17 protein-coding genes are annotated in these 20,494 nt (G+C 71.1%); 5 read left to right on the top strand and 12 right to left on the bottom strand.

Features of this window, described 5'->3' with window-relative positions; translation table 11 throughout:
• Nucleotides 1-13: 13 nt before the first annotated feature.
• The 3 genes from ACGG9C_RS16550 (at nucleotide 14) to ACGG9C_RS16540 (ending at nucleotide 4,206) form a co-directional block, all read left to right on the top strand.
• Nucleotides 14-2,512 carry a LuxR C-terminal-related transcriptional regulator gene (locus tag ACGG9C_RS16550; RefSeq protein WP_288419977.1) on the top strand — a complete coding sequence of 833 codons (2,499 nt, stop codon included), beginning with the start codon at nucleotides 14-16 and terminating at the stop codon, nucleotides 2,510-2,512.
• Nucleotides 2,513-2,633: 121 nt separating this feature from the next.
• On the top strand, nucleotides 2,634-3,437 hold the full coding sequence (locus ACGG9C_RS16545; protein WP_194383652.1) for an IniB N-terminal domain-containing protein: 804 nt from the start codon (nucleotides 2,634-2,636) through the stop codon (nucleotides 3,435-3,437).
• A gap of 97 nt (nucleotides 3,438-3,534) precedes the next feature.
• Nucleotides 3,535-4,206, top strand: coding sequence for a hypothetical protein (locus tag ACGG9C_RS16540; protein WP_071046024.1), 672 nt, complete (start codon nucleotides 3,535-3,537; stop codon nucleotides 4,204-4,206).
• Here the strand turns inward: ACGG9C_RS16540 and ACGG9C_RS16535 are convergent.
• The 3 genes from ACGG9C_RS16535 to ACGG9C_RS16525 form a co-directional block, all read right to left on the bottom strand.
• Complete coding sequence (locus tag ACGG9C_RS16535; RefSeq protein WP_194383653.1) at nucleotides 4,135-5,658, bottom strand: dynamin family protein; 1,524 nt, start codon at nucleotides 5,656-5,658, stop codon at nucleotides 4,135-4,137. The genes ACGG9C_RS16540 and ACGG9C_RS16535 overlap by 72 nt on opposite strands.
• A complete protein-coding gene (locus ACGG9C_RS16530) occupies nucleotides 5,655-7,538 on the bottom strand; it encodes a dynamin family protein (RefSeq protein WP_288419976.1) in 1,884 nt (627 codons plus the stop codon). Before ACGG9C_RS16530 ends, ACGG9C_RS16535 begins: the two co-directional genes overlap by 4 nt.
• A gap of 136 nt (nucleotides 7,539-7,674) precedes the next feature.
• Nucleotides 7,675-8,745 carry a hypothetical protein gene (locus ACGG9C_RS16525; protein WP_194383654.1) on the bottom strand — a complete coding sequence of 357 codons (1,071 nt, stop codon included), beginning with the start codon at nucleotides 8,743-8,745 and terminating at the stop codon, nucleotides 7,675-7,677.
• 212 nt (nucleotides 8,746-8,957) lie between these two features.
• Here ACGG9C_RS16525 and ACGG9C_RS16520 point away from each other — a divergent pair, with 212 nt between their 5' ends.
• Nucleotides 8,958-10,145, top strand: a complete 1,188-nt coding sequence (locus ACGG9C_RS16520) for an SAM-dependent methyltransferase (protein ID WP_390178917.1) — start codon at nucleotides 8,958-8,960, stop codon at nucleotides 10,143-10,145.
• A 22-nt stretch (nucleotides 10,146-10,167) separates the two neighbouring features.
• Here ACGG9C_RS16520 and ACGG9C_RS16515 read toward each other — a convergent pair whose 3' ends face one another.
• From ACGG9C_RS16515 to tsaB, 4 genes are read right to left on the bottom strand one after another with little or no spacing between them, the layout of a single operon-like run.
• Nucleotides 10,168-10,605: a hypothetical protein gene (locus ACGG9C_RS16515; protein ID WP_194383656.1), complete on the bottom strand. Its 438-nt coding sequence runs from the start codon at nucleotides 10,603-10,605 to the stop codon at nucleotides 10,168-10,170.
• Nucleotides 10,602-11,690, bottom strand: coding sequence for a tRNA (adenosine(37)-N6)-threonylcarbamoyltransferase complex transferase subunit TsaD (gene tsaD, locus ACGG9C_RS16510; RefSeq protein WP_194385565.1), 1,089 nt, complete (start codon nucleotides 11,688-11,690; stop codon nucleotides 10,602-10,604). Before tsaD ends, ACGG9C_RS16515 begins: the two co-directional genes overlap by 4 nt.
• Nucleotides 11,687-12,340 carry a ribosomal protein S18-alanine N-acetyltransferase gene (rimI, locus tag ACGG9C_RS16505; RefSeq protein ID WP_390178916.1) on the bottom strand — a complete coding sequence of 218 codons (654 nt, stop codon included), beginning with the start codon at nucleotides 12,338-12,340 and terminating at the stop codon, nucleotides 11,687-11,689. Before rimI ends, tsaD begins: the two co-directional genes overlap by 4 nt.
• Entirely contained in the window at nucleotides 12,337-12,984 is a 648-nt protein-coding gene (tsaB, locus tag ACGG9C_RS16500) for a tRNA (adenosine(37)-N6)-threonylcarbamoyltransferase complex dimerization subunit type 1 TsaB (RefSeq protein ID WP_194383657.1), read from the bottom strand. Before tsaB ends, rimI begins: the two co-directional genes overlap by 4 nt.
• Nucleotides 12,985-13,058: 74 nt before the next feature.
• On the opposite strand from tsaB, the gene ACGG9C_RS16495 reads away from it, so the two are divergent.
• On the top strand, nucleotides 13,059-13,988 hold the full coding sequence (locus ACGG9C_RS16495) for an alpha/beta fold hydrolase (RefSeq protein WP_390178915.1): 930 nt from the start codon (nucleotides 13,059-13,061) through the stop codon (nucleotides 13,986-13,988).
• Here ACGG9C_RS16495 and tsaE read toward each other — a convergent pair.
• The 5 genes from tsaE to ACGG9C_RS16470 form a co-directional block, all read right to left on the bottom strand.
• Nucleotides 13,972-14,418, bottom strand: coding sequence for a tRNA (adenosine(37)-N6)-threonylcarbamoyltransferase complex ATPase subunit type 1 TsaE (gene tsaE / locus ACGG9C_RS16490; protein WP_228481108.1), 447 nt, complete (start codon nucleotides 14,416-14,418; stop codon nucleotides 13,972-13,974). The two genes, ACGG9C_RS16495 and tsaE, sit on opposite strands and share 17 nt — an antisense overlap.
• Nucleotides 14,419-14,468: 50 nt before the next feature.
• Complete coding sequence (gene alr / locus ACGG9C_RS16485; protein ID WP_390178914.1) at nucleotides 14,469-15,596, bottom strand: alanine racemase; 1,128 nt, start codon at nucleotides 15,594-15,596, stop codon at nucleotides 14,469-14,471.
• Complete coding sequence (locus ACGG9C_RS16480) at nucleotides 15,593-16,042, bottom strand: holo-ACP synthase (protein ID WP_390178913.1); 450 nt, start codon at nucleotides 16,040-16,042, stop codon at nucleotides 15,593-15,595. Before ACGG9C_RS16480 ends, alr begins: the two co-directional genes overlap by 4 nt.
• A 189-nt stretch (nucleotides 16,043-16,231) precedes the next feature.
• Complete coding sequence (glmS, locus tag ACGG9C_RS16475; protein ID WP_071045575.1) at nucleotides 16,232-18,079, bottom strand: glutamine--fructose-6-phosphate transaminase (isomerizing); 1,848 nt, start codon at nucleotides 18,077-18,079, stop codon at nucleotides 16,232-16,234.
• A 70-nt stretch (nucleotides 18,080-18,149) separates the two neighbouring features.
• Nucleotides 18,150-20,342, bottom strand: coding sequence for a S8 family serine peptidase (locus ACGG9C_RS16470; protein ID WP_390178912.1), 2,193 nt, complete (start codon nucleotides 20,340-20,342; stop codon nucleotides 18,150-18,152).
• Nucleotides 20,343-20,494 lie beyond the last annotated feature (152 nt).

The raw sequence follows: 20,494 nt of genomic DNA, 5'->3' as shown, positions 1-20,494 counted from the left end.
TGCGGGGGCGATAGTGAACAGGCTCACCGAGACCACCGATCCGACGGTAGAGATGCTTCCCCGGGCTGCCCACGCGCTCGGCGCCCTCGACGACCTCGTCACGCGCAGACCCCCACTGCGCGCAGCGATCGTCGGGGGTGCCGGCTCGGGCAAGACGGATGCGCTCGCCTACCTGCGCGGTCGGCTCGACCGAGACGGCCGGCCGACCCACCTGTGGTCGGCGCGCGATAGCACCGATCCCGTCGACGACGACGTGACCCTCCTCGTCGACGACGCGCAGGAGCTCGACGAGAAGGCGCTCGGAACACTCCTCGAACGCGCGCATCGACCCGACGCGGGCCTCGTCATCGCCTACCGCACGTGGCCGGCACCGCCGGCGCTGGTGGAGATCACCCGCGTGGTCGAGCACGACAGTCCGCCCCTGCTGCTGGGCGAGGTGACGCTCGCCGAGGTGCGCACCGATCTGCTGTCGGCGGATGCGGCGTGCGCGCAGCACATCCTCGACATCAGCGGCGGCACCGCGTGGCTGGTGGCCGCGTGCGTCGAGGCGCACGACCTCCAGGACTGCAGCGACGACCCCGAGCACCGCGAGCTCGCACGCGTCGTGCGCCGCCGGGTCCAGCACCGGCTCGAGACGGTCTCGCCGGCCGTTCGCCGCCGCATCGAGACCCTCAGCCTCGGCGCGCGTCACGCCGGTGCCGAGACCGCCGACGCCGCGGAGATCATCGCAGAGGGCCATGCCGAGGGACTGCTCACGGCCAACGGACGCCCCCTCCCGCTCGTGGCCGACGCGGCCCGGGCCAGCACGTCGATCGACGTGCTCATCGATCTGATCCGGCACGGCTCGCTCGACCTCGTGCCGGGCTCCGACCTGGCCGCGAGTCTCGACGGGATCGTCGACTCCGCGCTCGGCAACGCGATCGCCGAACGCGCACGCGCCGAGATCGCCTGCCAGCCGGCGCTCGCGGCCGCACTCTTCGAGCGCGCCGTCGCGTGCGGCGTGCCGGAATCCGAGATCGCCGCCGCGCACGCGCACGCCCTGTGGGCCGCCGGGGACGGCGACGGGGCCGGACTGCTCCTCGGCGGCGTGGGGATCGACCGCGCTCACCCGGACCACGACCTCGCCGCCGACACGCTCGCGACGACATGGGCCGACCGCGGGATGATGTCGATCGCACACGACACGTACCGTGCGATGCCGCCGGCGTCGGCGCCCGGTCGCACGCGCGCACTCGTCGCCGCCGCCGGCGCCGGCAGACTCGTCGAGCGCGACCTCTCCACGGGCACAGCGGATGCGACGGCACCGGCGGCCCCGTCTGCCCGGGGGGTCGCGCTCGATCTGCTGGATCGCGGCCTGCGCGCCACGCTCTCCGATGACAGCCCCCGCGAGGCTGTGGATGACCTTCGCCGCGCGGCCGACCTGTCGTGCGCCGCCCGGGACACCTCGCCGACGCCCGAGCTTCCGGCCGTCATCGCCGCGACCGCCGCGATCGGGATCGGGGACCTGGATCTCGCCCACACGGTGATCACCGACGCCCTCACCCACACCGCGCACTGCCGCCGCTGGCGTCCGCGCCTGCTGCTGTGGAACGCGTGGATCGCCGTGCAGCGCGAGCAGGTCGCCGAGGCGCGACGCTCGCTGGCCGCGGCGACCGCCGACGGCGCCGTGCTCTCGGCCCGCGACGACGTCATCGCCGCGGCCGTCACGGTCGAACTCGCTCGGCGCTACGACGACGTCGCCGCGCTCGGATCCGCCTGGGACTCGCTCAAGAGCCGGGTGCGCCGTGTCGAACCCGACCTGTACATGCTGCTGCCGCTGAGCGAACTGGTGATCGTCTCGGCCCGCCTCGGCGACGCCGAATGGATGCAGCCGGCCTTCCGCGACGCACTCGCCCTCGTCGACCGGCTCGGTGAGCCGTCGGTGTGGGCGACGGCGCTGCACTGGGCGGGCATTCAGCGCGGCATCCTCGAGAATCGCCCCGACGACCTCGCACCGCACGCCAAAGCACTCGTCACCGCCGCCCGCCGCAACCCGCTCGCCGCCCGCATGGCGCAGGCCGGGCGAGCGTGGACGGCCATCCTCGCCGGCACCGTCGACCCCGACGCGGTGGAAGCGGCCGCCCGGGGTCTTTCCACGGTCGGACTCGCATGGGACGGCGCACGCCTCGCCGGACACGGAGCCCGTCGCAGCAAGGACAAGAAGGTCGGGGCGCGGCTGCTGGCGTGCGCGCGGGAGCTGCACCCGCGCGAGACGGCACCCTCGGGCGAACCGGCAACAGGCCCGGTTCCCACCTCCGCGAACACCGGTCTCAGCGAGCGCGAACACGAGATCGCCCAGCTGGTGCTGCAGGGCCGGACGTACGCCGAAATCGGAGCAGAGCTGTTCATCTCACCGCGTACTGCGGAGCACCACATCGGACAGATCCGCCGGCGGCTGGCTGCCACGTCGCGGTCGGATCTGCTGGCGAAACTGCGCGTGGCGATGAGCACGACGGAAGGGGCCGGACGATGACCCCCGACCTCACGCGCAGATCCCTAAGCGCCCTCAGAATCTTTCGGGGTTACCCCCGATTCCGAACCTCGCAGACCTGCATAGCCTCGAGAACGAGTCTCGAAACGACGGGAGAGACACCATGACCACTCCGCTGGCGACCATCGCCGATGCATTGATCGAATTCATCCTTAGCCTTCTGCGCGACCCGGAGGCCGCAGCGGAGTTCGAACAGGACCCGGAAGGGACGCTCGCCTCGAACGGCCTGTCGGACGTGTGCGCCGACGACGTGCGCGCCGTCGCCCCGGTCGTGGTCGACCGGCCCGACGTGCACCCGCACCCGAACCCCCACCCGCATCCCCACCCGCCTGGGCCCAAGCCCACGCCGGTCGAGGAGATCAACACGATCACCCAGTCGTTCACGATCGACAACCGCGCGACGATCGTCGACCAGTCGGTGAATCAGAACATCTGGGCCAACGGCGACGTGAACCAGATCTTCGACAACGAGGCGATCGTCAACAGCGGCGACGGCGGAGCCGCCGCCGGTGAGACCGCCAGCGTCGACACGTCGACCACCGACATCGAGACCGGCGACATCGCGATCGGCAACGAGACCACCGACGTCGACGTCGACGGATCGTTCAACGACTCCTCGACCAACACCGACACGGAGGTCGAGGCCGACGTCGACGAGTCCTTCAACGACGGATCGACGGAGACCGATGTCGATGTCGAGGTGGAGGAGTCGTTCAACGACACCGAGACCGAGGTGGACAACACGCAGGTCGCGGTCAACAACGGCGACATCGGCGGCGACGTCGCCGTGGAGAACACCGTGGCCGTCGAAGCTCCCCCGGTGGAGACCGAAGACACCTGGGAGGCCGACTCCTCCGCCGACTACGTCGAGGCGCCGATGGAGATGGAACTCGAAGAGCAGCCGTAAGGCCCGCCTCGTGTCCCCAGATCGCAAGACCCCTCACCCGCCCGCCGAGACCCCGTCACGGCGGGCGGGTGAGGTATCTCGGAAACCGGAGCCCACCGTGTCGCAGACATCGACGTCACCCGCCCGCCAGGAGATCCCGCCGCGCCCTCCGCTACCCGCGCCGGCGCAGCAGCAGCCGGCGTCTGCCCCGCGTTCCGCGCCGCCGAAGCCCCCACGGAACGCACCGGAGCGCCCCACGCTCTCCAGCGGCAACAGCGCTCCGGTCCTCACGAAGGCACCGCCGCCGTTCTCAGTTCGCCTGAGTCAGTTCCTGTGGGTCCTGAGCCTCGCTTTCGGCGCCGTCACCGTGGTCTTCTACTTCGTCATCCGCGAGGACCAGCTCCCGCTGATCATCGAGGCCATCGAAGCGGTCAGCGCAGACCGCACGACGGAGACATACGAGGCCGCGGCCGACATCGTCTACTGGTCGGTGTTCGCGATCATCGTCGCACTCGTGCTCATGCAGATCGTGCTGCTCGTGTCGTTCTCCAGCCGCAAGCCCGGAGCGCGCTGGTGGCAGTTCGCGACCGTCATCATGCAGGTGGTCGCCTTCCTCATCGCGCTCGAGCTCGTGGGGGGCGGCGAGTACGGTTCGATGCTGCGTCAGCTCTTCATCGGCGAAGCCGGATTCGCCGTGCTGGCGCTGCTGCTCAGCACGCTACGCGGCGCCCTCTCCTGGACCGCCCGCAAGCACGACGTGCGGCGTTCCGGCGACAGCGGGGAGTACTGAGGCGATCTCCTCCAGGCTGCGGGTCACCACGCGACAGACCTCGACGGCGCTGCGTTCGGTCAACGGCGACTGGCCGAGCGCGCGCCACCGGTCCAGCAGCCGGTCGACCTCGGCCCGCATCTCCTCGTCGGTGGCGTCATCGCCGACACCCAGCCGTACCGTCGGGCCGGTCCCCTTGCCACCGATGATCCGCTCCGCCTCGGCGGCGTCGCTCGGTGCCAGCGGCAGCCCGTCGGCGCGCGCCCGCGCGAGCGCCGAGAGCTCACGCAGGCTGTGAGCGGTGGCGCGGATGCGTTCGATGCCCCCACGCACCTCGTCGACGTCGTCTCGGGGGAAATCCGCGAGCACGCGTTCCAGGCCGTCGAGCACGCCCCGGATCTTCAGCGTTGCTGCGCGCGTGCGGAACTGCTCGCGGACGAACTGCTGCAACTCGTTCAGACCACTCTGCTGCACGAGCATCTCGGCGAAGTCGGTCGAAGTCGGCGTGGATCGGCGCAGCAGCGCGGTCGCCAGGCGCACGCCGAAGATGCCGAACCGGGCGAGGAGAGCGCGGCGGGCCGCTTCGGTGAGGGTCGTCGCCGGCGAGGGCCGCACGAAGCGGTCCGCCGAGATGAGCAGCTTCTCCCGATCCTCGCGCGGGAGGGCGGCGAGTTCCTTGAAGGCCGCATACTCGTCTTCGCGAAGGGTGCGGGCGCTCTCGGCGAGCAGCCCCGCGACGGGGATGACGCCCAGGGCGAGCGAGGCGAGCTCCCCGTCGAGTTCGTAGCGCCGGGCGACCTTGTTCGCGGAGAGGATCGAGTCGATGCGGCCGGAGCCGATCTCGTCGGCGCGCGAGAGGACCGCGACCGCGTTCACCGTCTGAGACTGACCGGCCGCCGTGTCACGGAAGGACTCGAGGAACTTCATGTCCGAGGCATGCAGGTGCCGCATCAGATAGATGATCGCGTCGGCCGCCGAGGGCCTCGCCTCGGGCACGAGGAACGTCGTCGAGCGCGCCGAGACGTCTTGCGACAGCGAGGCGATGCCAGGAGTGTCGATGAGGATGAGCGACCGGAGCCCGCTCGAGGGCCAGCCGACGTCGATCCAGTCGACATCGTCGGCCGAGGTCTCGCCGAGGTCGAAGATCAGGCGCCCTCGCTCGCGACGGATCGGCAGGCGCTGCTGCTCGCCGTCGCGGCGATGGAGGGTGACCGAGGGGGTCGCGGCATACCGGTACCAGGTGACCACGCGCGTGCACTCGCCGGCGTCGGTGGGAGCGATCCGCTCCCCCAGCATCGCGTTCAGGAGGGTGGACTTGCCGGCCTTGACCATGCCCGCCAGCGCCAGACGCAGCGGCTCGTGCAGGCGACGGCTCAACTCGTCCAGGCGCGCGGTCGCCTCGGCGTCGTCGGCGTAGCGGGCCCGCGCGGTGTCGAGCAGCCGCGCGGCGTCGTCGCGCAACGGCGTGCTCACGAGCGCGCCGCCTCGAGCTGCCTGACGGGCGCGATCGCGGGGATCTTCCGCTTGAGCGTTTCGAGCTGCTGGATCTGCGTCTGCAGCTCCCTGACCCGATTGTCCCGGCCGCTGGCGTACGTCGAAGCGGCCTGCTTGGCGGCCAGCACCGCTTCACCGAGCGAGCGGTGCAGTTCGTCGGCCATGCCGCCGAAGTGGTCGCGCGCCGCACGCTGCACGAGGCGCAGACGGTCCCTGAGCTGCTTGCCGACCTGGAAGATGACCTCTTCGATGTGGCGGCGCACGACCGTCTTTGCCTCGAAGCGACGGCGCGCGAGCCGGTTGGTCATGTCTTCTCGGTAGGCGCGGCGGCCCACGAGCACACCGGCCAGGAGCGACAGCGGGTTGATGAGCGACAGTCCGATGAGGCCGGTCGCGAGACCGACCATGAGCACGCCGCCGTAGGAACCGCGCACGCCGATGAAGATCTTCTCGGCCGCACCCATCTGACCGGAGTCGACGCCGGCGATCCGGTCGACGGGATCGAGCACGCCCTCGGTGTCGCCGACAGCGAACAGCGGAATCTCGGTCTGTCCCTCGAAGAACTGCTCCGCGACCTCTTCGCACAGCCAGCGCGAGCGCTCGTCGGTCCACACGAACGTCTCCGACACCGCCGCGTTGATGCGCTGATCGATCCACTCGGTGATCTGCTCCCAGATCGGGCCCGGATCGCCCTCGTCGATGGATGCCTCCGCCTCGCGCTGCACCCGCCGCAGGCGGTCGCGCAGATCGTGCTCCATGTCGGAGATGAGGTCGGCGACGCCGTCGTTCAGGGTCGTCTGCCACTTGGACGAGCGTCCCCGGAACTCGTCGGCCCGCGCCTTGGCGTCTTCGAGCTGCGCGATCATGCGCGGGGTGTCCTCGGGATGCAGGATGGCGTTCAGCTCGGAGGTGAGCGAGACCTCCATCTGGTCCACGACCGACACGACGTCGTGGACCGCGCTCCGGGCATGAACCACTTCGGCATGTGCCAGGACTTCGCCGCGAAGATGGTGGACGAGCTGAGGGAAACCCGATTCGTCGTTCAGTTCGCGATCGTGGTGCTCGGCGGCGAGCAGCCGCAGATCGCTGGAGACGGAGAAGATCGGCACCTCGCCGACGTCGCCCAGGTGCGAGCGGTCGATGCGCTCGATGTCGCGCCACTGCGGGTAGAGGTCCGTCTTCGACAGCACCGCCGCCACGTTCGGCGACACGCGCATGGCGTGGCGCAGGAACTGCACCTCGGGCTCGGTGTACTCCTGCGACGCATCCGACACGAGCAGCACGGCATGCGCCGACGACAGCGCCGCAAGCGTGGTCAGCGCGTTGGTGGAGTCGAGCCCGCCGACGCCCGGCGAGTCGACCAGCCGCAGCCCGCCGCGCAGCAATTCGCGGGGCAGAACGACCTCGGCCGACAGCAGCTTCTGCTCGTTGCTGGGGTTGCCGCGCTCGGAGACGTAGTCGGCGAGCGCTTCGAGAGGGATGTCGATCTGCTCGACGACGCCCGGCTGGTCGCCCTTCTGCTGCACGACCCATGCCCGGGGCGTCTCGGCGAAACCCACCGCGGTGGGGACGCTCGTGGCCACATCGTCGTCCACGGGGCACACCGGGGCGTTGACGAGGGCGTTGATGAGCTTGCTCTTGCCCTTCTTGAACTCCCCGACCACGATGACCCGCACGTTCGGGTCCTGCAGCCGCTTGCGGGTGTTGTCCAGCCGCTCGGCCAGATCGGCACGACCGGTGGCGGCCGCGAGCGACTCGACATTGTCGACGAGCGCGACCAGCTGCCTTCCGGTCTGCGGCGACACCATCGTCGGCTCGTTGGCGGTCTGATCGTCTCGCTTGGCGATGTCGTCGCTCACGCATTCCCCCTTGAAAACTGTCCCCGGGCCCACGCTATCCCGATCCGCCGGACAGGGATAGGGCGGATCGGGGCCGTGACGCACCTCGCCCGGCCGCCTCGAGAGGCGACCGGGCGAAGTTCGTGTCAGACGATGATCAGATGTCGATGTCGTCGATGACGGCCGAGCCGTCGGAGAAGATGTTGCCGTTGTTCTCCCACTCCCAGTCGTTGTCGACGTCGGAGTCGAACTCGTTGAACGAGTCCTCGATCTTTACCTCGACATCGGTGTGGTCCGAGAAGTCGTTGAACGAGTCGTCGATCTCGAGCTCGTACTCGGTCCACGTGTTGGTGGAGGAGTCGTTGAACGAGTCGGCGACGTGGGTCTCGACCGTCGTGTTCCCGATCAGGATGTCGCCAGTGGAGATCGTCGTCTCAGTGTTCGACACCGAAGCGTCGTCGCCCGCAGCGGCCCCCCAGTCGCCGGTGTTGACGACGGCCCCGTTGGCGAAGCCCTGGGTGACGTTCCCGCCGGCGCTGATCGCCTGGTTGACCGACTGGTCGACCTGCGTCGCACGATTGTCGATCTCGAGGTGCAGCGAGCCGGCGGCCGCAGCAGCGGCGCCCGCGCCGGCGAGGCCGCCGACGTGGAGGTCACCGAAGCCGGTGTTGTACTGGCGCACGCCAACCGTCACCGAGTCGTCGTCGAGGTTCGTCGAGTTGTCGATGTCGATGTCGGTGTCGTTGTAGGAGTCCTTGTTGTAGGAATCCTCGTAGTCGTTGTACGAGTCCTCGTCGTTGAAGGAATCGTTGGTGGAGTTGTCCGACTGGTCACGGGCGTCGACGGCGACGTCCACATCCACGGAGTTGTCCGAGTTGTCGGAGTTGTCCGAGTTGTCGGAGTTGTCCGAGTTGTCGGTGTTCCCGGAGAAGTTGTCCGAGAAGTTCCCGTCGGTCGACGAATTACCCGAGTCGTTGATGGAGTTGTCCGAGTTGTCGGACGCGTCGGTCAGGACCGCGGTGTTCGTCGAGTTGTCCGAGTTGTCGGTGTTCCCGGAGAAATTGTCCGAGAAGTTCCCGTCGGTCGACGAATTACCCGAGTCGTTGGTCGAGTTGTCGGAGTTGTCGGTGTTGTTCGACAGGATCTCGTTCTCGTTGACGCCGACGTTGTTGTCGTTGAGCGTGTCGTCGACGATGATTCCGTCGTTGAAGTCGTTCCCAGTAGCCATTGTCCCAGTCCCTTCGATGAAGCCTTCGGCGGCCTTGCGGATCAATAGTCCGTCCGATCGCGCGTCACGACATCCGGGATACCCCCGGAGACTTCCGGGGATCCCCTAGGGGTCTGATTCGGGGTTCGGGGTTCACGTCCGGGGTTCGGGGGCTTCCGCGTCCGGGATCGGCCCGCTCGGGGCGCGGCGAACGAGCACCTACGCTGGATCGAATGGAATCGTCGGAACTGACTGCCCTGCTCACCGCCGACGGGCTGCGGATGCTCGCCGGGATGCCCGCGGTGCGCACCTCCGACGACGTCGCGCGGCAGGTGTCCGCCCTGCGCGCGGCCGGCCACTCCCCCGACCTCGTGTCGGCGCTCGTGGGTCAGGCGCGGCTGCGCACGAAGGCCGAAGCGAAGTTCGGCGACCTCGCCCAGCGCATGCTGTTCACGCGCGCGGGCCTGGAACAGGCCACGCGCATGTCGATCGCGTCGCTGCACGCCGGGCGGTTTCGAGCCGGGGGCCTGACGCGCGTCGCCGACCTGGGGTGCGGCATCGGCGGTGACGCGCTCGGGTTCGCCGGGCTCGGCCTGTCGGTCGACGCGGTGGACGCGGATGAGATCACCGCGGCGATCGCCGCCTACAACCTCGCTTCGTTCGGCGACGCCGTCACCGTCGCGCACAGCCGCGCCGAAGCATCCGACCTCACGCGCGCCGACGGCATCTGGCTCGACCCTGCCCGCCGCACGCCCGGCCGAGGAGAGACCTCCCGCACGAACGCCGACGAATGGTCGCCGTCGCTGGACTGGGTGTTCGACATCGCCCGCAGACGACCGGTGGGTGTGAAGCTCGGACCGGGACTGGACCGGGACCGCATCCCCGACGACGTCGAGGCGCAGTGGGTCAGCGCCGACGGGTCGACGGTGGAGTTGGTGCTGTGGACTCGAGAGCTCGCACGGCCGGGCGTGCGCCGAGCCGCGCTCGTGACCCGCGGCGAACACGCGTGGGAGATCACCGCCGGCGCCGATGCCGAGGATGCGGCGCCGCGGGAGCTCGGCGCCTACCTGCACGAGCCCGACGGGGCGGTCATCCGAGCTCGTCTCATCGGCGATGTCGCCCGCTCGCTCGAGGCGGGCACTCTCGATCCGCGGATCGCCTATCTCACCTCGGATGCGGCGCTCACGAGCCCCTTCGTCTCGTCGTTCCGCGTGCGTGAGGAGCTGCCGAGCGACACCAAGGCGCTCGCGCGGGAGCTCCGCTCCCGCGCGATCGGCCGACTGGAGATCAAGAAGCGCGGAGTCGACGTGGACCCGGCGGCGCTGCGGACCAAGCTCAAGCTGCGCGGCGACGCGGCAGCGACGCTCGTGCTCACGCGCGTCGGCGACACGCGGCGGGCGATCCTCGCAGATCGCGTGTGACGCCCGGTCGACGGGGGCGCGATCAGCTGAACAGGTTCGCGCTGTAAGCGGCGAAGACGAGCCAGCCCGCGCTGTAGACGACCGACCCCGAGGCGATGCAGATCGCCCACACCGCCATCGCGCGGTCCTCGGTGGGCCGGCGCAACGCCATGACCGAGACGACGATCGCGATCAGGCCGAGGGGGAACGCCCATCCGACGAAGAACGATGCGAGCAGGCCCGCGATCGCGATGCCGAGCGCCCAGGCCGCGAACGCGCTGCGCAGCGGCGGCGCGGGCATCGCCCACGAGTCGGTGCTCGGCGCCTCGGACGGATCGGTCGGCGCCGACATCTCGGTGATGCCGAGCGGCCCCGTGGGCAGCCGCGAGAAGCCGCCCCGGTGCTCGCCGGGCATGCGTGACTCTCCGGAGACGGGGGCGAGATCCTGCCCCTGCGGGTCGTCGGTCGCATCAGGGGTCATGCGGCGTCCGTCCGTTCGGCAGGACGCTCGGCCACCTGGATCTCGGTGACCGGCAGCGTCGAATCGGCGCCGAACGCGAGAGTCGAGGGTCGGCGCCCCGACATGATGAGTTCGCTCGCGAGCGCCGCGATCATCGCACCGTTGTCGGTGCACAGCGACAGCGGAGGGATGCGCACCGCGACGCCGGCGGCTTCGGCGCGCGCGAGGGCGACCTCGCGCAGGCGGCGGTTCGCGATCACCCCGCCACCGAGCAGGAGGCGCGGCACGCCGTACGCCTCGCACGCGGCGAGCGCCTTCGTCACGAGCACGTCGACGACGGCCTCGCGGAAGCTCGCGGCCACGTCGGCGACGGGCACATCCTCCCCGGCGGCACGGGCCTGCTCCGTCCACCGCGCGACGGCCGTCTTCAGGCCGGAGAACGAGAAGTCGTATCGGTGCGACGCCATGTCGCTCGCGCGGGACAGGCCTCGGGGGAAGCGGATGGCAGTGGGATCCCCCGTCGCGGCGGCGCGGTCGATCTCCGGCCCTCCGGGGTAGGGCAGGCCGAGCAGACGCGCGACCTTGTCGAAGGCCTCCCCCGCGGCGTCGTCGACGGTCTCGCCCAGCAGCTCGACGTCGGTGGTGAGGTCGCGTACCAGCAGCAGCGACGTGTGCCCGCCGGAGACGAGCAGCGCCACCGTGGGGTACTCCAGCGGCGGAGCATCCGCATCCAGGATGTCGGCAGCGATGTGCCCGACGAGGTGATTGACGGCGTAAAGCGGACGGTCGAGCGATACCGCGAGCGCCTTGGCCGCGCCGACCCCGACCATGAGCGCACCCGCCAGCCCCGGTCCGCTCGTGACGGCCACCGCATCCAGGTCGGCGAGGGACACCCGCGCCTCGGCGAGCGCCGCCTCGATGGCCGGCTGCAGCGCCTCGAGGTGCGCGCGGGCGGCGACCTCGGGCACGACCCCGCCGTAGCGGGCGTGCTCATCCATCGACGACGCGATCGTGTTCGACAGCAGGGTGCGGCCGCGCACGATGCCGATGCCGGTCTCGTCGCAGCTGGTCTCGATGCCGAGCACCAGCGGCTCGCGTCGGTTCACGTGCACGCCCCCGCCTCTGCCGCAGTCCCCGCCCCGACCGCAGCCCCGGCTCCGGCCCCTGCCCCGGCCCCGGCTCCGGCCCCTGCCCCTGCCGAGCCCGGTTTGTCGGAGATTCGCGCCGATGTCGGAGGATTATTCCGGGATTCTCCGACATCGGCGAGATTCTCCGACATCGGGGAGAGGGATGCGCGCGACGCGGCCCATCCGGGCACGTCCAGGCGCATCACGATGGCGTCGACATTGCCGTCCGGGTAGTAGTTCGGGCGGCGGCCGATCTCGATGAACCCCTCCGAGGCGTAGAGGCGCTGGGCGGCCGGATTGTCGGCCCGCACATCGAGGAAGACCTCGCGCACGCCGCGCTCCGCCGCCTCGTGAAGAAGGGCACGGAACAGCATTCGGCCACGGCCGCGGCCGCGGAACGTCTTGTCGAGGGCGATGGTCTGCACGTCGGCGTCCGTCGCGCCCGACGGGGCGCGCAGCCCCGCGTAGCCGATCAGGCGACCTGCCTGCTCCGCCACGACGTAGTGGTTGTGGGGGGAGGCCAGCTCTGCCCGCATGGCGGTCTCGCTCCAGGCGTCGCCGGCGAACGACGCCCGCTCGAGCGCCATGATCGCCTCGAGGTCGTCGAGGTCTCCGGTGCGCAGTCTCACGCGATCACCCTCTTGGGCGCGGTGGGTGCGGTGACATCCGGAGAGCGCAGGTAGAGGGCGTCGTCCGCGGCGATCCGGCGGCCGGCCGCGACGGCACGACCAGCGGCGAGAGCCAGCATCGCGGCGGGTACCGAACCGGCGTCGAGTCGGCGGGCGCCGTGCGCGGCGAGCGCGGCATCGAGCTCGTCGCGCGGCGCGAGAGCCGGATCGGCCACGCGCACGGGGAGGCCGTCATCGTCGAGGCCCTCGTAGACGGTGAACGCGAACTCGCGACGGCGGGCGTCGGTGACGACGGCGAAGCGCTCCTCGTCGGCGCCGGTCATGGCCGCCATCAGCATGCGGTCGAGGGCGACGGCATCGTGACTGACGACGGGGATGAGCGGGATGCCGCGGCCGAGCGCGAAGGCGCGGGCGGCGGCGATGCCCACGCGCAGGCCGGTGAAGGGCCCGGGGCCCATACCCGCGGCGACATGGGTGACGTCGGCGCTCGTGATCTCCGACTCCGCCAGGACGCGCGCGACGTGATCGCCGATCACCTCGGCGTGCCCGCGCGGGTCGCCGCTGTCGAGTTGGGCGCGTACGACGCCGTCGGGCTCGATCACCGCCACCGCGGTGCCGATCGACGTGTCGATGCCCAGAATCACGCCTTCCAGCGTAATCGGAGCCGGCCGTGGCCTGCTCGCCCATCCGATCCGCGCCCCGACGACGAACAACACGCATGCACCTCCCCCGGTACGTGCGCGAGGGCGGCACGCCGCCGCTCTCGGACGATCCCGCGGGGTCAGGATGGCGCACCGTCGTGATCCCGACCGCCGTCGGCGATCTCACCGTGCGCGCCGGGCGCCGCACCGGGGGAACTGCGACCGTGCTGCTGCACGGCGCCGCCGGCACATGGACGACCTGGACCCCGCTCGCCGCGTACGCGCGAGACACCGGCCGCACCCTGGAGAACGTGGTCGCCGTCGACCTGCCGGGGTGGGGCGACAGCGGCGAGCTGGATCCCGCGCTGCACGTCGAAGACGTCTCGCACGCCATCGCCGCCCTCGTGCGTTCCCTCGGGTACGACGACTGGATCGTCGCGGGTCACTCGCTCGGCGGCGTCGTCGCGCTCGACCTCGCCGCGCGAGCGCCCGGTCCGACCGTGGGCGTCGTTCTCGTCGCCCCCACGGGCGCGAGCGTCATCGACGCGATCCGGCATCCGCTGCGCGGCGGGATGCGGCTGCCCGGCTTCGCGGGGATGCTCGCCGTCATGCGGGCGCTCTCCGCGTTCGGTCCGGGCGGCGCCCCCATCGTCGAGGGCGTCGCGGCCGCAGGGCTGCTGCCGCTGCTGACGCGGCCGCTCTTCTCCGCGCGCGTGGACCCGAGCGTGGTCGCCGCGTTCCGCACCGAGGTGCGTCCGACGGCCTTCGCCCGCGCGGCTCGGATGCTCGCGGGTTACGACGAGGATACGTGGAGCGTCGTCCGCTGTCCCGTGCAGGTCGTCCGAGGTCCGCGCGATGTGTTCGCGTCGCCGCGCGACGATGTCGCTCTCGCCGCGCGCATCCCTCAGCTTCGCGTGCGCACCGCCTCCGGCACGGGACACTTCCCGCACGTCGAGCGCCCCGACGCGGTGCTCGACGCGATCGAGGCGATCAGGGGCGGCGGGTGACGGTCGCGATCCGCGGTGAGTCGGCATCGAGGTCGGCCTCGCGCGCGGTCACGCCGCACGCGGTGTCGACGCCCCGGCCGTGCCACTCGCGGTCGAGCTCGATCTCCCACCAGCTCTCGCGCAGGCCGTCGACCATGCCGCGACCCCACTCGACGATCACCACCGAGGAGTCCAGGTCGATGTCGAGGTCGTCGAGCTCCGCAGCGGATCCGAGCCGATAGGCGTCCACGTGCACGAGCGGCGCGCCGCCGACGAGCGACGGATGCGTGCGGGCGAGCACGAAGGTCGGGCTCTGTACCGGTCCCCGCACGCCGAGCCCCTCGGCGATCCCGCGCGTGAGTGTGGTCTTGCCGGCCCCGAGCGGACCGGTGAGCACCACGAGGTCGCCCGCAGACAGCATCCGACCGATCTCGACACCGAACGCGTGCATGTCGGCCGGCGTGGTCAGCTCCCGGGCACCGACGATCGCGTCGAGGCCGGTCACCGGGCGCTCCCGTACACGCGCGGCACGCGCCGTCCGATGCGCGTGACGATCTCGTAGTTGATGGTTCCGGCCGCCTCGCCCCATTCGTCGGCGGACGGGACGCCCAGGGTCGGGTCGCCGAACAGCACCGCCTCGTCGCCGACGGCGACGGGATGCTCTCCGACGTCGACGACGAACTGATCCATCGCGACGCGGCCGGCCACGGGGAACCGTGCGCCGCCGATCGTCACCGGCCCCCGTCCCGAGGCCTGACGCGGCACGCCGTCGGCGTAGCCGAGCGGGATGAGCGCGAGCGTCGTCTCGCGCGGGGCGACGTAGTCGTAGCCGTAGGAGACGCCGTGCCCGGCATCCACCCGGCGCACCGCCGCGACGCGGGCGCGCAGCGTCATCGCCGGGCGCAGCCCCAGGTCGGCCGAGGAGCGGTCGTCGAAGGGCGACAAGCCGTAGAGTCCGATGCCGATGCGCACGGCGTCGAGCCGCGTCTCGGGCAGGGCGATGGCCGCATTCGTCGCGGCGAGGTGGCGGATGTGCGGGGTGAGGCCGAGGGACGCGGCCTCGGCGACACCCCGTTCGAACACGTCCAGCGCGGCGCGGTCCGCTTCGGGCGACGCATTGGAGAGGTGGCTGAAGACGCCGACCACCCGAACGCGTCCGATGCGCTCCAGGCGCGCTGCCTCGGCGAAGACGACGCGGTAGTCGGCGGGGGCGATGCCGTTGCGGCCGAGGCCGGTCTCGAGCTTCAGGTGCACTGCGGTGGGACGGCCGGCCGCGGCCGCATCCGCTGCCGCGACGAGCTGGTCCATGCGGGAGACGCCGATCTCGATCCCCGCCGCCGCGGCCCCCGCGAACGACGCGCCGGGCGCGTGCAGCCACGCCAGCAGCGGCGCATCCACCCCGGCGCGGCGCAGAGCGAGGGCTTCGTCGACGTCGGCGACAGCCAGCCGCGACGCGCCGCCCTCGAGCGCGGCGGCCGCGACGCGCGGGGCGCCGTGGCCGTATCCGTCCGCCTTCACCACGGCGATCACGGGAACGCCGGTGAGGGCGCGCAGGTGCCGCACATTCGCGGTGATCGCGTCGAGGTCGATCGTCGCCTCACGCATGTCGCCGTGGTGGATGCCTCTCATGCGGCCTCCCCTCCTGCGCCGGCGGCGGGCGTGCCGGCACGGGGCACGTCGGAGGTGGGTGCGTCGGTAGTGGGTGCGTCGGCGGTGGGTGCGTCGGTACCGTCGGCGACGACGTAGGCGACGGCGAAACCGGCGTCGTGGGACATCGACAGGTGCAGGGTCCCGATGCCGCGGTCGGCGACGACGGCCGCGGTGCTCCCCGACAGCGCGAACCAGGGTCGCCCCGATTGCTCGCGCGTGACCTCGATGTCGGTCCAGTGCACGCCGTCCGACCCACCGAGGGCCTTGATGAGCGCCTCCTTCGCGGCATAGCGCGCCGCGAGCGAGCGCGGCTTGAGCGCCTGCTCGGCGGGCGAGAAGAGCCGCCCGAGCAGCCGTGGCGTGCGCGCGATCGTTCGCTCGAAACGGGCGATGTCGACGAGGTCCACGCCGATTCCGACGATCATGCGGCGCTCCCTCCATCGTCCGATGCGGCGTCCGACGACGCCCGCCAGCCTATCGCGGCCGCTGCCGAGGGTCGGGCACCGGCCCGGGCCGTGAACAACACAGGAGATCGGTTGCCCCGCGGGCGGATTCGACCCTGTCCTGCCCGATTCGACGCGGATCTCCTGCGTTGTTCACCGCAGGCGGCGCACTCACTCCACGGTGACCGACTTGGCGAGGTTCCGCGGCTGATCGACGTCGAGTCCCTTCGCCGTCGACAGGCCCATGGCGAAGATGTGCAACGGCACGACCGACAGCAACGGCTCGAACAGGGGCCCGGCGAGGGGGATGCGCAGCACCTCGTCGGCCGTCGGCAGCACGGCCGCGTCGCCTTCTTCGGCGACGGCGATCACGCGGGCACCGCGCGCGCGGATCTCCTCGATGTTCGAGACGACCTTCGCATGCAGGAGCGCCGAGTGGCGCGGCGACGGCACGAGCACGAACACCGGCTGACCGGGCTCGATGAGGGCGATCGGGCCATGCTTGAGCTCCCCGGCGGCGAAACCCTCGGCGTGGATGTAGGCGAGCTCCTTGAGCTTCAGCGCCCCCTCGAGCGCGATCGGGTAGCCGACATGGCGGCCGAGGAAGAGCACCGATCGGGTGTCGGCCATCCAGTACGCGAACTGCTCGATGCGCTCCTGCTCCGTCTCGAGGATGCGACGGATCTTGCCGGGAACGGCCTCGAACTCCTCGATCTGCGCGGCGACCTCATCGGCGGAGATCGCACCGCGCACCTGTCCGATGTGGAGGGCAAGCAGATAGAGGGCGGTGATCTGGGCGACGAAAGCCTTCGTCGAGGCCACCGCGACCTCCGGTCCCGCGTGCGTGTAGACGATCGCGTCGGATTCCCGCGGGATGGTGGCGCCCTGCGTGTTGCAGATCGACAGGGTCTTCGCGCCGCGCTCGCGGGCGAACTTCACCGCCATGAGCGTGTCCATCGTCTCGCCCGACTGGCTGATCGACACGACGAGGGTGTCGGGGCCGATGACCGGATCGCGGTAGCGGAACTCGTGGGCGAGCTCGACGTCGACCGGCACGCGCGCCCACTGCTCGATGGCGTACTTCGCGACCATGCCCGCATAGGAGGCGGTGCCGCAGGCGACGACGATCACGCGGGAGATGTCCTCGAAGAGGTCGTCGAGTCCCTCCAGCTCGGGGATGGCGACGACACCGTCGCGGATCCGCCCGCGGAGCGTGTTCGCGACCGCCTCGGGCTCCTCGGAGACCTCCTTGGCCATGAACGACGACCAACCGCCCTTGTCGGCGGCGTTCGCATCCCACGTCACCTCGAACGGCTCGACCTCCACGGGGGCGCCGAAGAAGTCGGTCACCTCCACGCCGGCCGGGGTGATCGCGACGATCTGGTCCTGGCCGATCGCGAGGGCGTCGCGCGTGTGCTCGACGAAAGCGGCGACGTCGGAGCCGAGGAAGTTCTCCCCCTCGCCGAGGCCGATCACCAGCGGCGAGTTGCGGCGCGCGCCGACGACGAGGCCGGGATGGTCCTGGTGCATCGCGAGCAGGGTGAAGGCCCCCTCGAGGCGGGCGACGACCGTGCGGAACGCGGCGACGAGGTCTCCGCCGTTCGCGGCATAGGCGCGGCCGAGCAGCACGGCGGCGACCTCGGTGTCGGTCTCGCTCCGGAACGGATGCCCGTCGAGTTCGGCGCGGAGCTCGCCGAAGTTCTCGATGATCCCGTTGTGGATGACGGCGAGCTTGTCGTCGTCGGCGAGATGCGGATGCGCGTTCTGGTCGGTGGGACCGCCGTGGGTCGCCCACCGGGTGTGGCCGATGCCCGTGGTGCCGTCGGTCATCGGGTGCCCGACGAGGTCGTCTCGCAGCACTTGCAGCTTGCCGGCGCGCTTGCGCATGTCGAGCGCACCGGCGCCGTCGATCACGGCGATGCCGGCGGAGTCGTATCCGCGGTACTCCAGTCGCGACAGGCCTGCCAAGAGGATGGCCTGGCTCTGCCGCGGGCCCACGTATCCGACGATTCCACACATGGGCTCCATCGTAATCTGCGCCGCCTGGCGCCCCGCCCGGTACCGAACGCCGCGGGCGGAACACGCCGGGTCAGGGCGATCGGCGACGCCTCGTGCGTCGAGTCCACGTGATCGCGACACCGCCGGCGATCAGGAGGGCAGCCAGGAAAGCCGCCGACAGCGGTGGGGTCGATCCGGAGGCCGCGAGCCGTGCCGGCTCGGCTGACGCCGCCGCAGGCGAGGGCGCGGCGGTCTGCGACGACGTCGGCTCGGGCGTCGGCTCCGGCGAGGTCGGCTCGGGCGTCGGTGTCGGCTCGGGCGTCGGTGTCGGGTCGGGCAGAGCTGCCAGCAGGGCGTGGGCGTCAGCGAGTCCGGCGCCGTAGACGTGCGCGTCGGGCATCACTCGCCAGTAGGGATTGTTCATCTCGGCCGCCGTGGCCTCGGTCGCCGTCAGGATGTCGGCCGGAGAGGCGCCGGGAGCGTACTCGAGGGCGAGGGCGTGCACCGCGGCGACGCTCGGGGCGGCGGCCGACGTGCCGTAGAAGCGGTAGACCACCTCGCCGTCCTCGTCGAAGGGCGATTCGAAGAAGCTCGTCCGCTCCCCGTCGACCCCGGTGATCTGCGGTGCGGCCACGGTGATCGGCTCGGAGTAGGCCGCGGACGGCGGCCCGTAGGGGTCGTAGGGCTCGAAGAGGATGGTGCCCGGCCCGGGCGAGCTGAAGGACTCCGGCTCCCACGGGTAGTCCCACGCCGCGGCGGCGACGCTCACGCCGGAGCCGTCCCCGTTGTGGCCGTTGATGACAGCTCCGACGAGGTCACCGCCGGCATCGCGGTCGTATTCGCGCCACGCGAGCGCCGTGCCGTTTCCGAAGGTGCCGATCCAGACGGCAGGTGGCGGGGCGACGTCACCGGTGAGATCGCGCACGACGACGAAGCCGTACTCCCCGTCCGTCGGCACGGGGCTGACCGTCAGCATCTCCATCGGCACCTGCGGGTCCGGTGTGACGCCCGCCGCGACGAGGGCGGGCACGGGGTCATCCGAGTACAGCTGCAGCGAGAAGTGGGATGCGACCGCGCCCTGCGGCTCCCCCCAGCCGAGGGCGAAGGTCGGCGCCGACGGCGTCGCGAGCAGTCCGACGCTCTGCACGGGGTCGACGCCGTCTCCCGGGTCGAAGTCGAGACAGTCGTAGGCGACGACCTCCTCAGGCACCCACACCCACTCCGGGCAGGCCACGCCGCGGTACTCGGGCGCCTGCCATCCGGCGATGGGAAGGCCCTCACTCGGTGTGCCGTCCGCGCCGACGGCGTTCGCATTGCCCGCCGAGGTGTAGTACGCCACACCGTCCGCCTTGACCATCTCGATGGCCGACGAGACGATTCCCTGCTGGAAGTGGGGTTCGGTGACATAGCTGATGTCGTCGACGATGATGTCCGCGCCCGCGTCGGCGAGCGCGAGGATGTTCTCGGCCATGTCGATCATCCCGCCGAACCCGGACGCGAACAGGATGCGCGCCCCGGGCGCGATGCCGTGCACGATCTGCGCCATCCCGCGTCCCTCGTCGCTGCCGCCCGGGTGGTCTGCGAGAACCTCGACGGGCGTGTCGTATCCGCACGGGTTGCCGGGTCCGGGGAGCACGCCGGCCGAAACGTCCTCCGCGGGGGTGGTGGTCGCCGTGGCAGAGGTGACGTACGAATCGGACAGGATGCCGATCGTCACGCCGCTGCCATCGACGTCGAAGGCGTCGCGCGCGAGGGCCGTCTTCAGCGGCTCGTCGGCGTCGACCGGGACGCTGCGGCAGCTCTCGGCGGCCGCGGTCGCGGGTCGCGCGGCGGCGGACGACGATGACGTGCCGACGGCCGCACGCAGGTCGGGCGCGACCGCCACCACGCCAGGGAGCGCGGCCAGTGCCGACAGCTGAGCGGGTGACACAGCGACGGCGACCGACGGGCTGAGACGGTACACGCGATCGACCCGCGCGAGCTGCCGCACCGCGTCGATCTGTTCAGCGCTCGGGCGCGTGGCGAACGTCAGCGTCGTCGAGACCCGCCCCTCGTCGTCCACCTGCAGACTGCCCGGCCCGGTCGCGGGCAGACCGACGGCGTCGGCCAGTTCTTCGGCTCCGCTCGCTCCGGCCTGCGCGGCGTCGGCCAGCTGGTCGGCGAGAGAAGGCGGCGGAAGCGTCTCCTCCTCCGCCGCGTCGGCGGCAGACGACGCGACAGGCGCGGCGCCGGCAAGGACGATGAGGGCAGCGGCGAGCGCGACGCTGCGGGCAGCTCGAAACACAGTTCTCCGGGGGGAAGGTCGTCATCGGGTCCTTCCAACCTGGCAGAAACCTGTGAGCGAACGCCAATCGACCAGGACGCGGTCGCATCACCCACGGCGGGCCGGGTTCGGTCCCTGAGGAGGAGATCCCGCCACCAGAGGACGGATACACG

Source organism: Microbacterium sp. MTN4-26 (assembly GCF_042846595.1).
In the GTDB taxonomy this organism is placed as follows: domain Bacteria; phylum Actinomycetota; class Actinomycetes; order Actinomycetales; family Microbacteriaceae; genus Microbacterium; species Microbacterium luteum.
Note: the sequence above shows the minus strand (reverse complement) of the source record. Positions and strands in the feature narration are given on the sequence as shown.

Coding starts and splice junctions, on each gene's coding strand:
- ACGG9C_RS16495 (WP_390178915.1), top strand. CDS start 13,059: ATGCACCTCCCCCGGTACGTGCGCGAGGGCGGCACGCCGCCGCTCTCG.
- ACGG9C_RS16545 (WP_194383652.1), top strand. CDS start 2,634: ATGACCACTCCGCTGGCGACCATCGCCGATGCATTGATCGAATTCATC.
- glmS (WP_071045575.1), bottom strand. CDS start 18,079: ATGTGTGGAATCGTCGGATACGTGGGCCCGCGGCAGAGCCAGGCCATC.
- ACGG9C_RS16520 (WP_390178917.1), top strand. CDS start 8,958: ATGGAATCGTCGGAACTGACTGCCCTGCTCACCGCCGACGGGCTGCGG.
- ACGG9C_RS16525 (WP_194383654.1), bottom strand. CDS start 8,745: ATGGCTACTGGGAACGACTTCAACGACGGAATCATCGTCGACGACACG.
- tsaE (WP_228481108.1), bottom strand. CDS start 14,418: ATGCACGCGTTCGGTGTCGAGATCGGTCGGATGCTGTCTGCGGGCGAC.
- alr (WP_390178914.1), bottom strand. CDS start 15,596: ATGAGAGGCATCCACCACGGCGACATGCGTGAGGCGACGATCGACCTC.
- ACGG9C_RS16515 (WP_194383656.1), bottom strand. CDS start 10,605: ATGACCCCTGATGCGACCGACGACCCGCAGGGGCAGGATCTCGCCCCC.
- ACGG9C_RS16480 (WP_390178913.1), bottom strand. CDS start 16,042: ATGATCGTCGGAATCGGCGTGGACCTCGTCGACATCGCCCGTTTCGAG.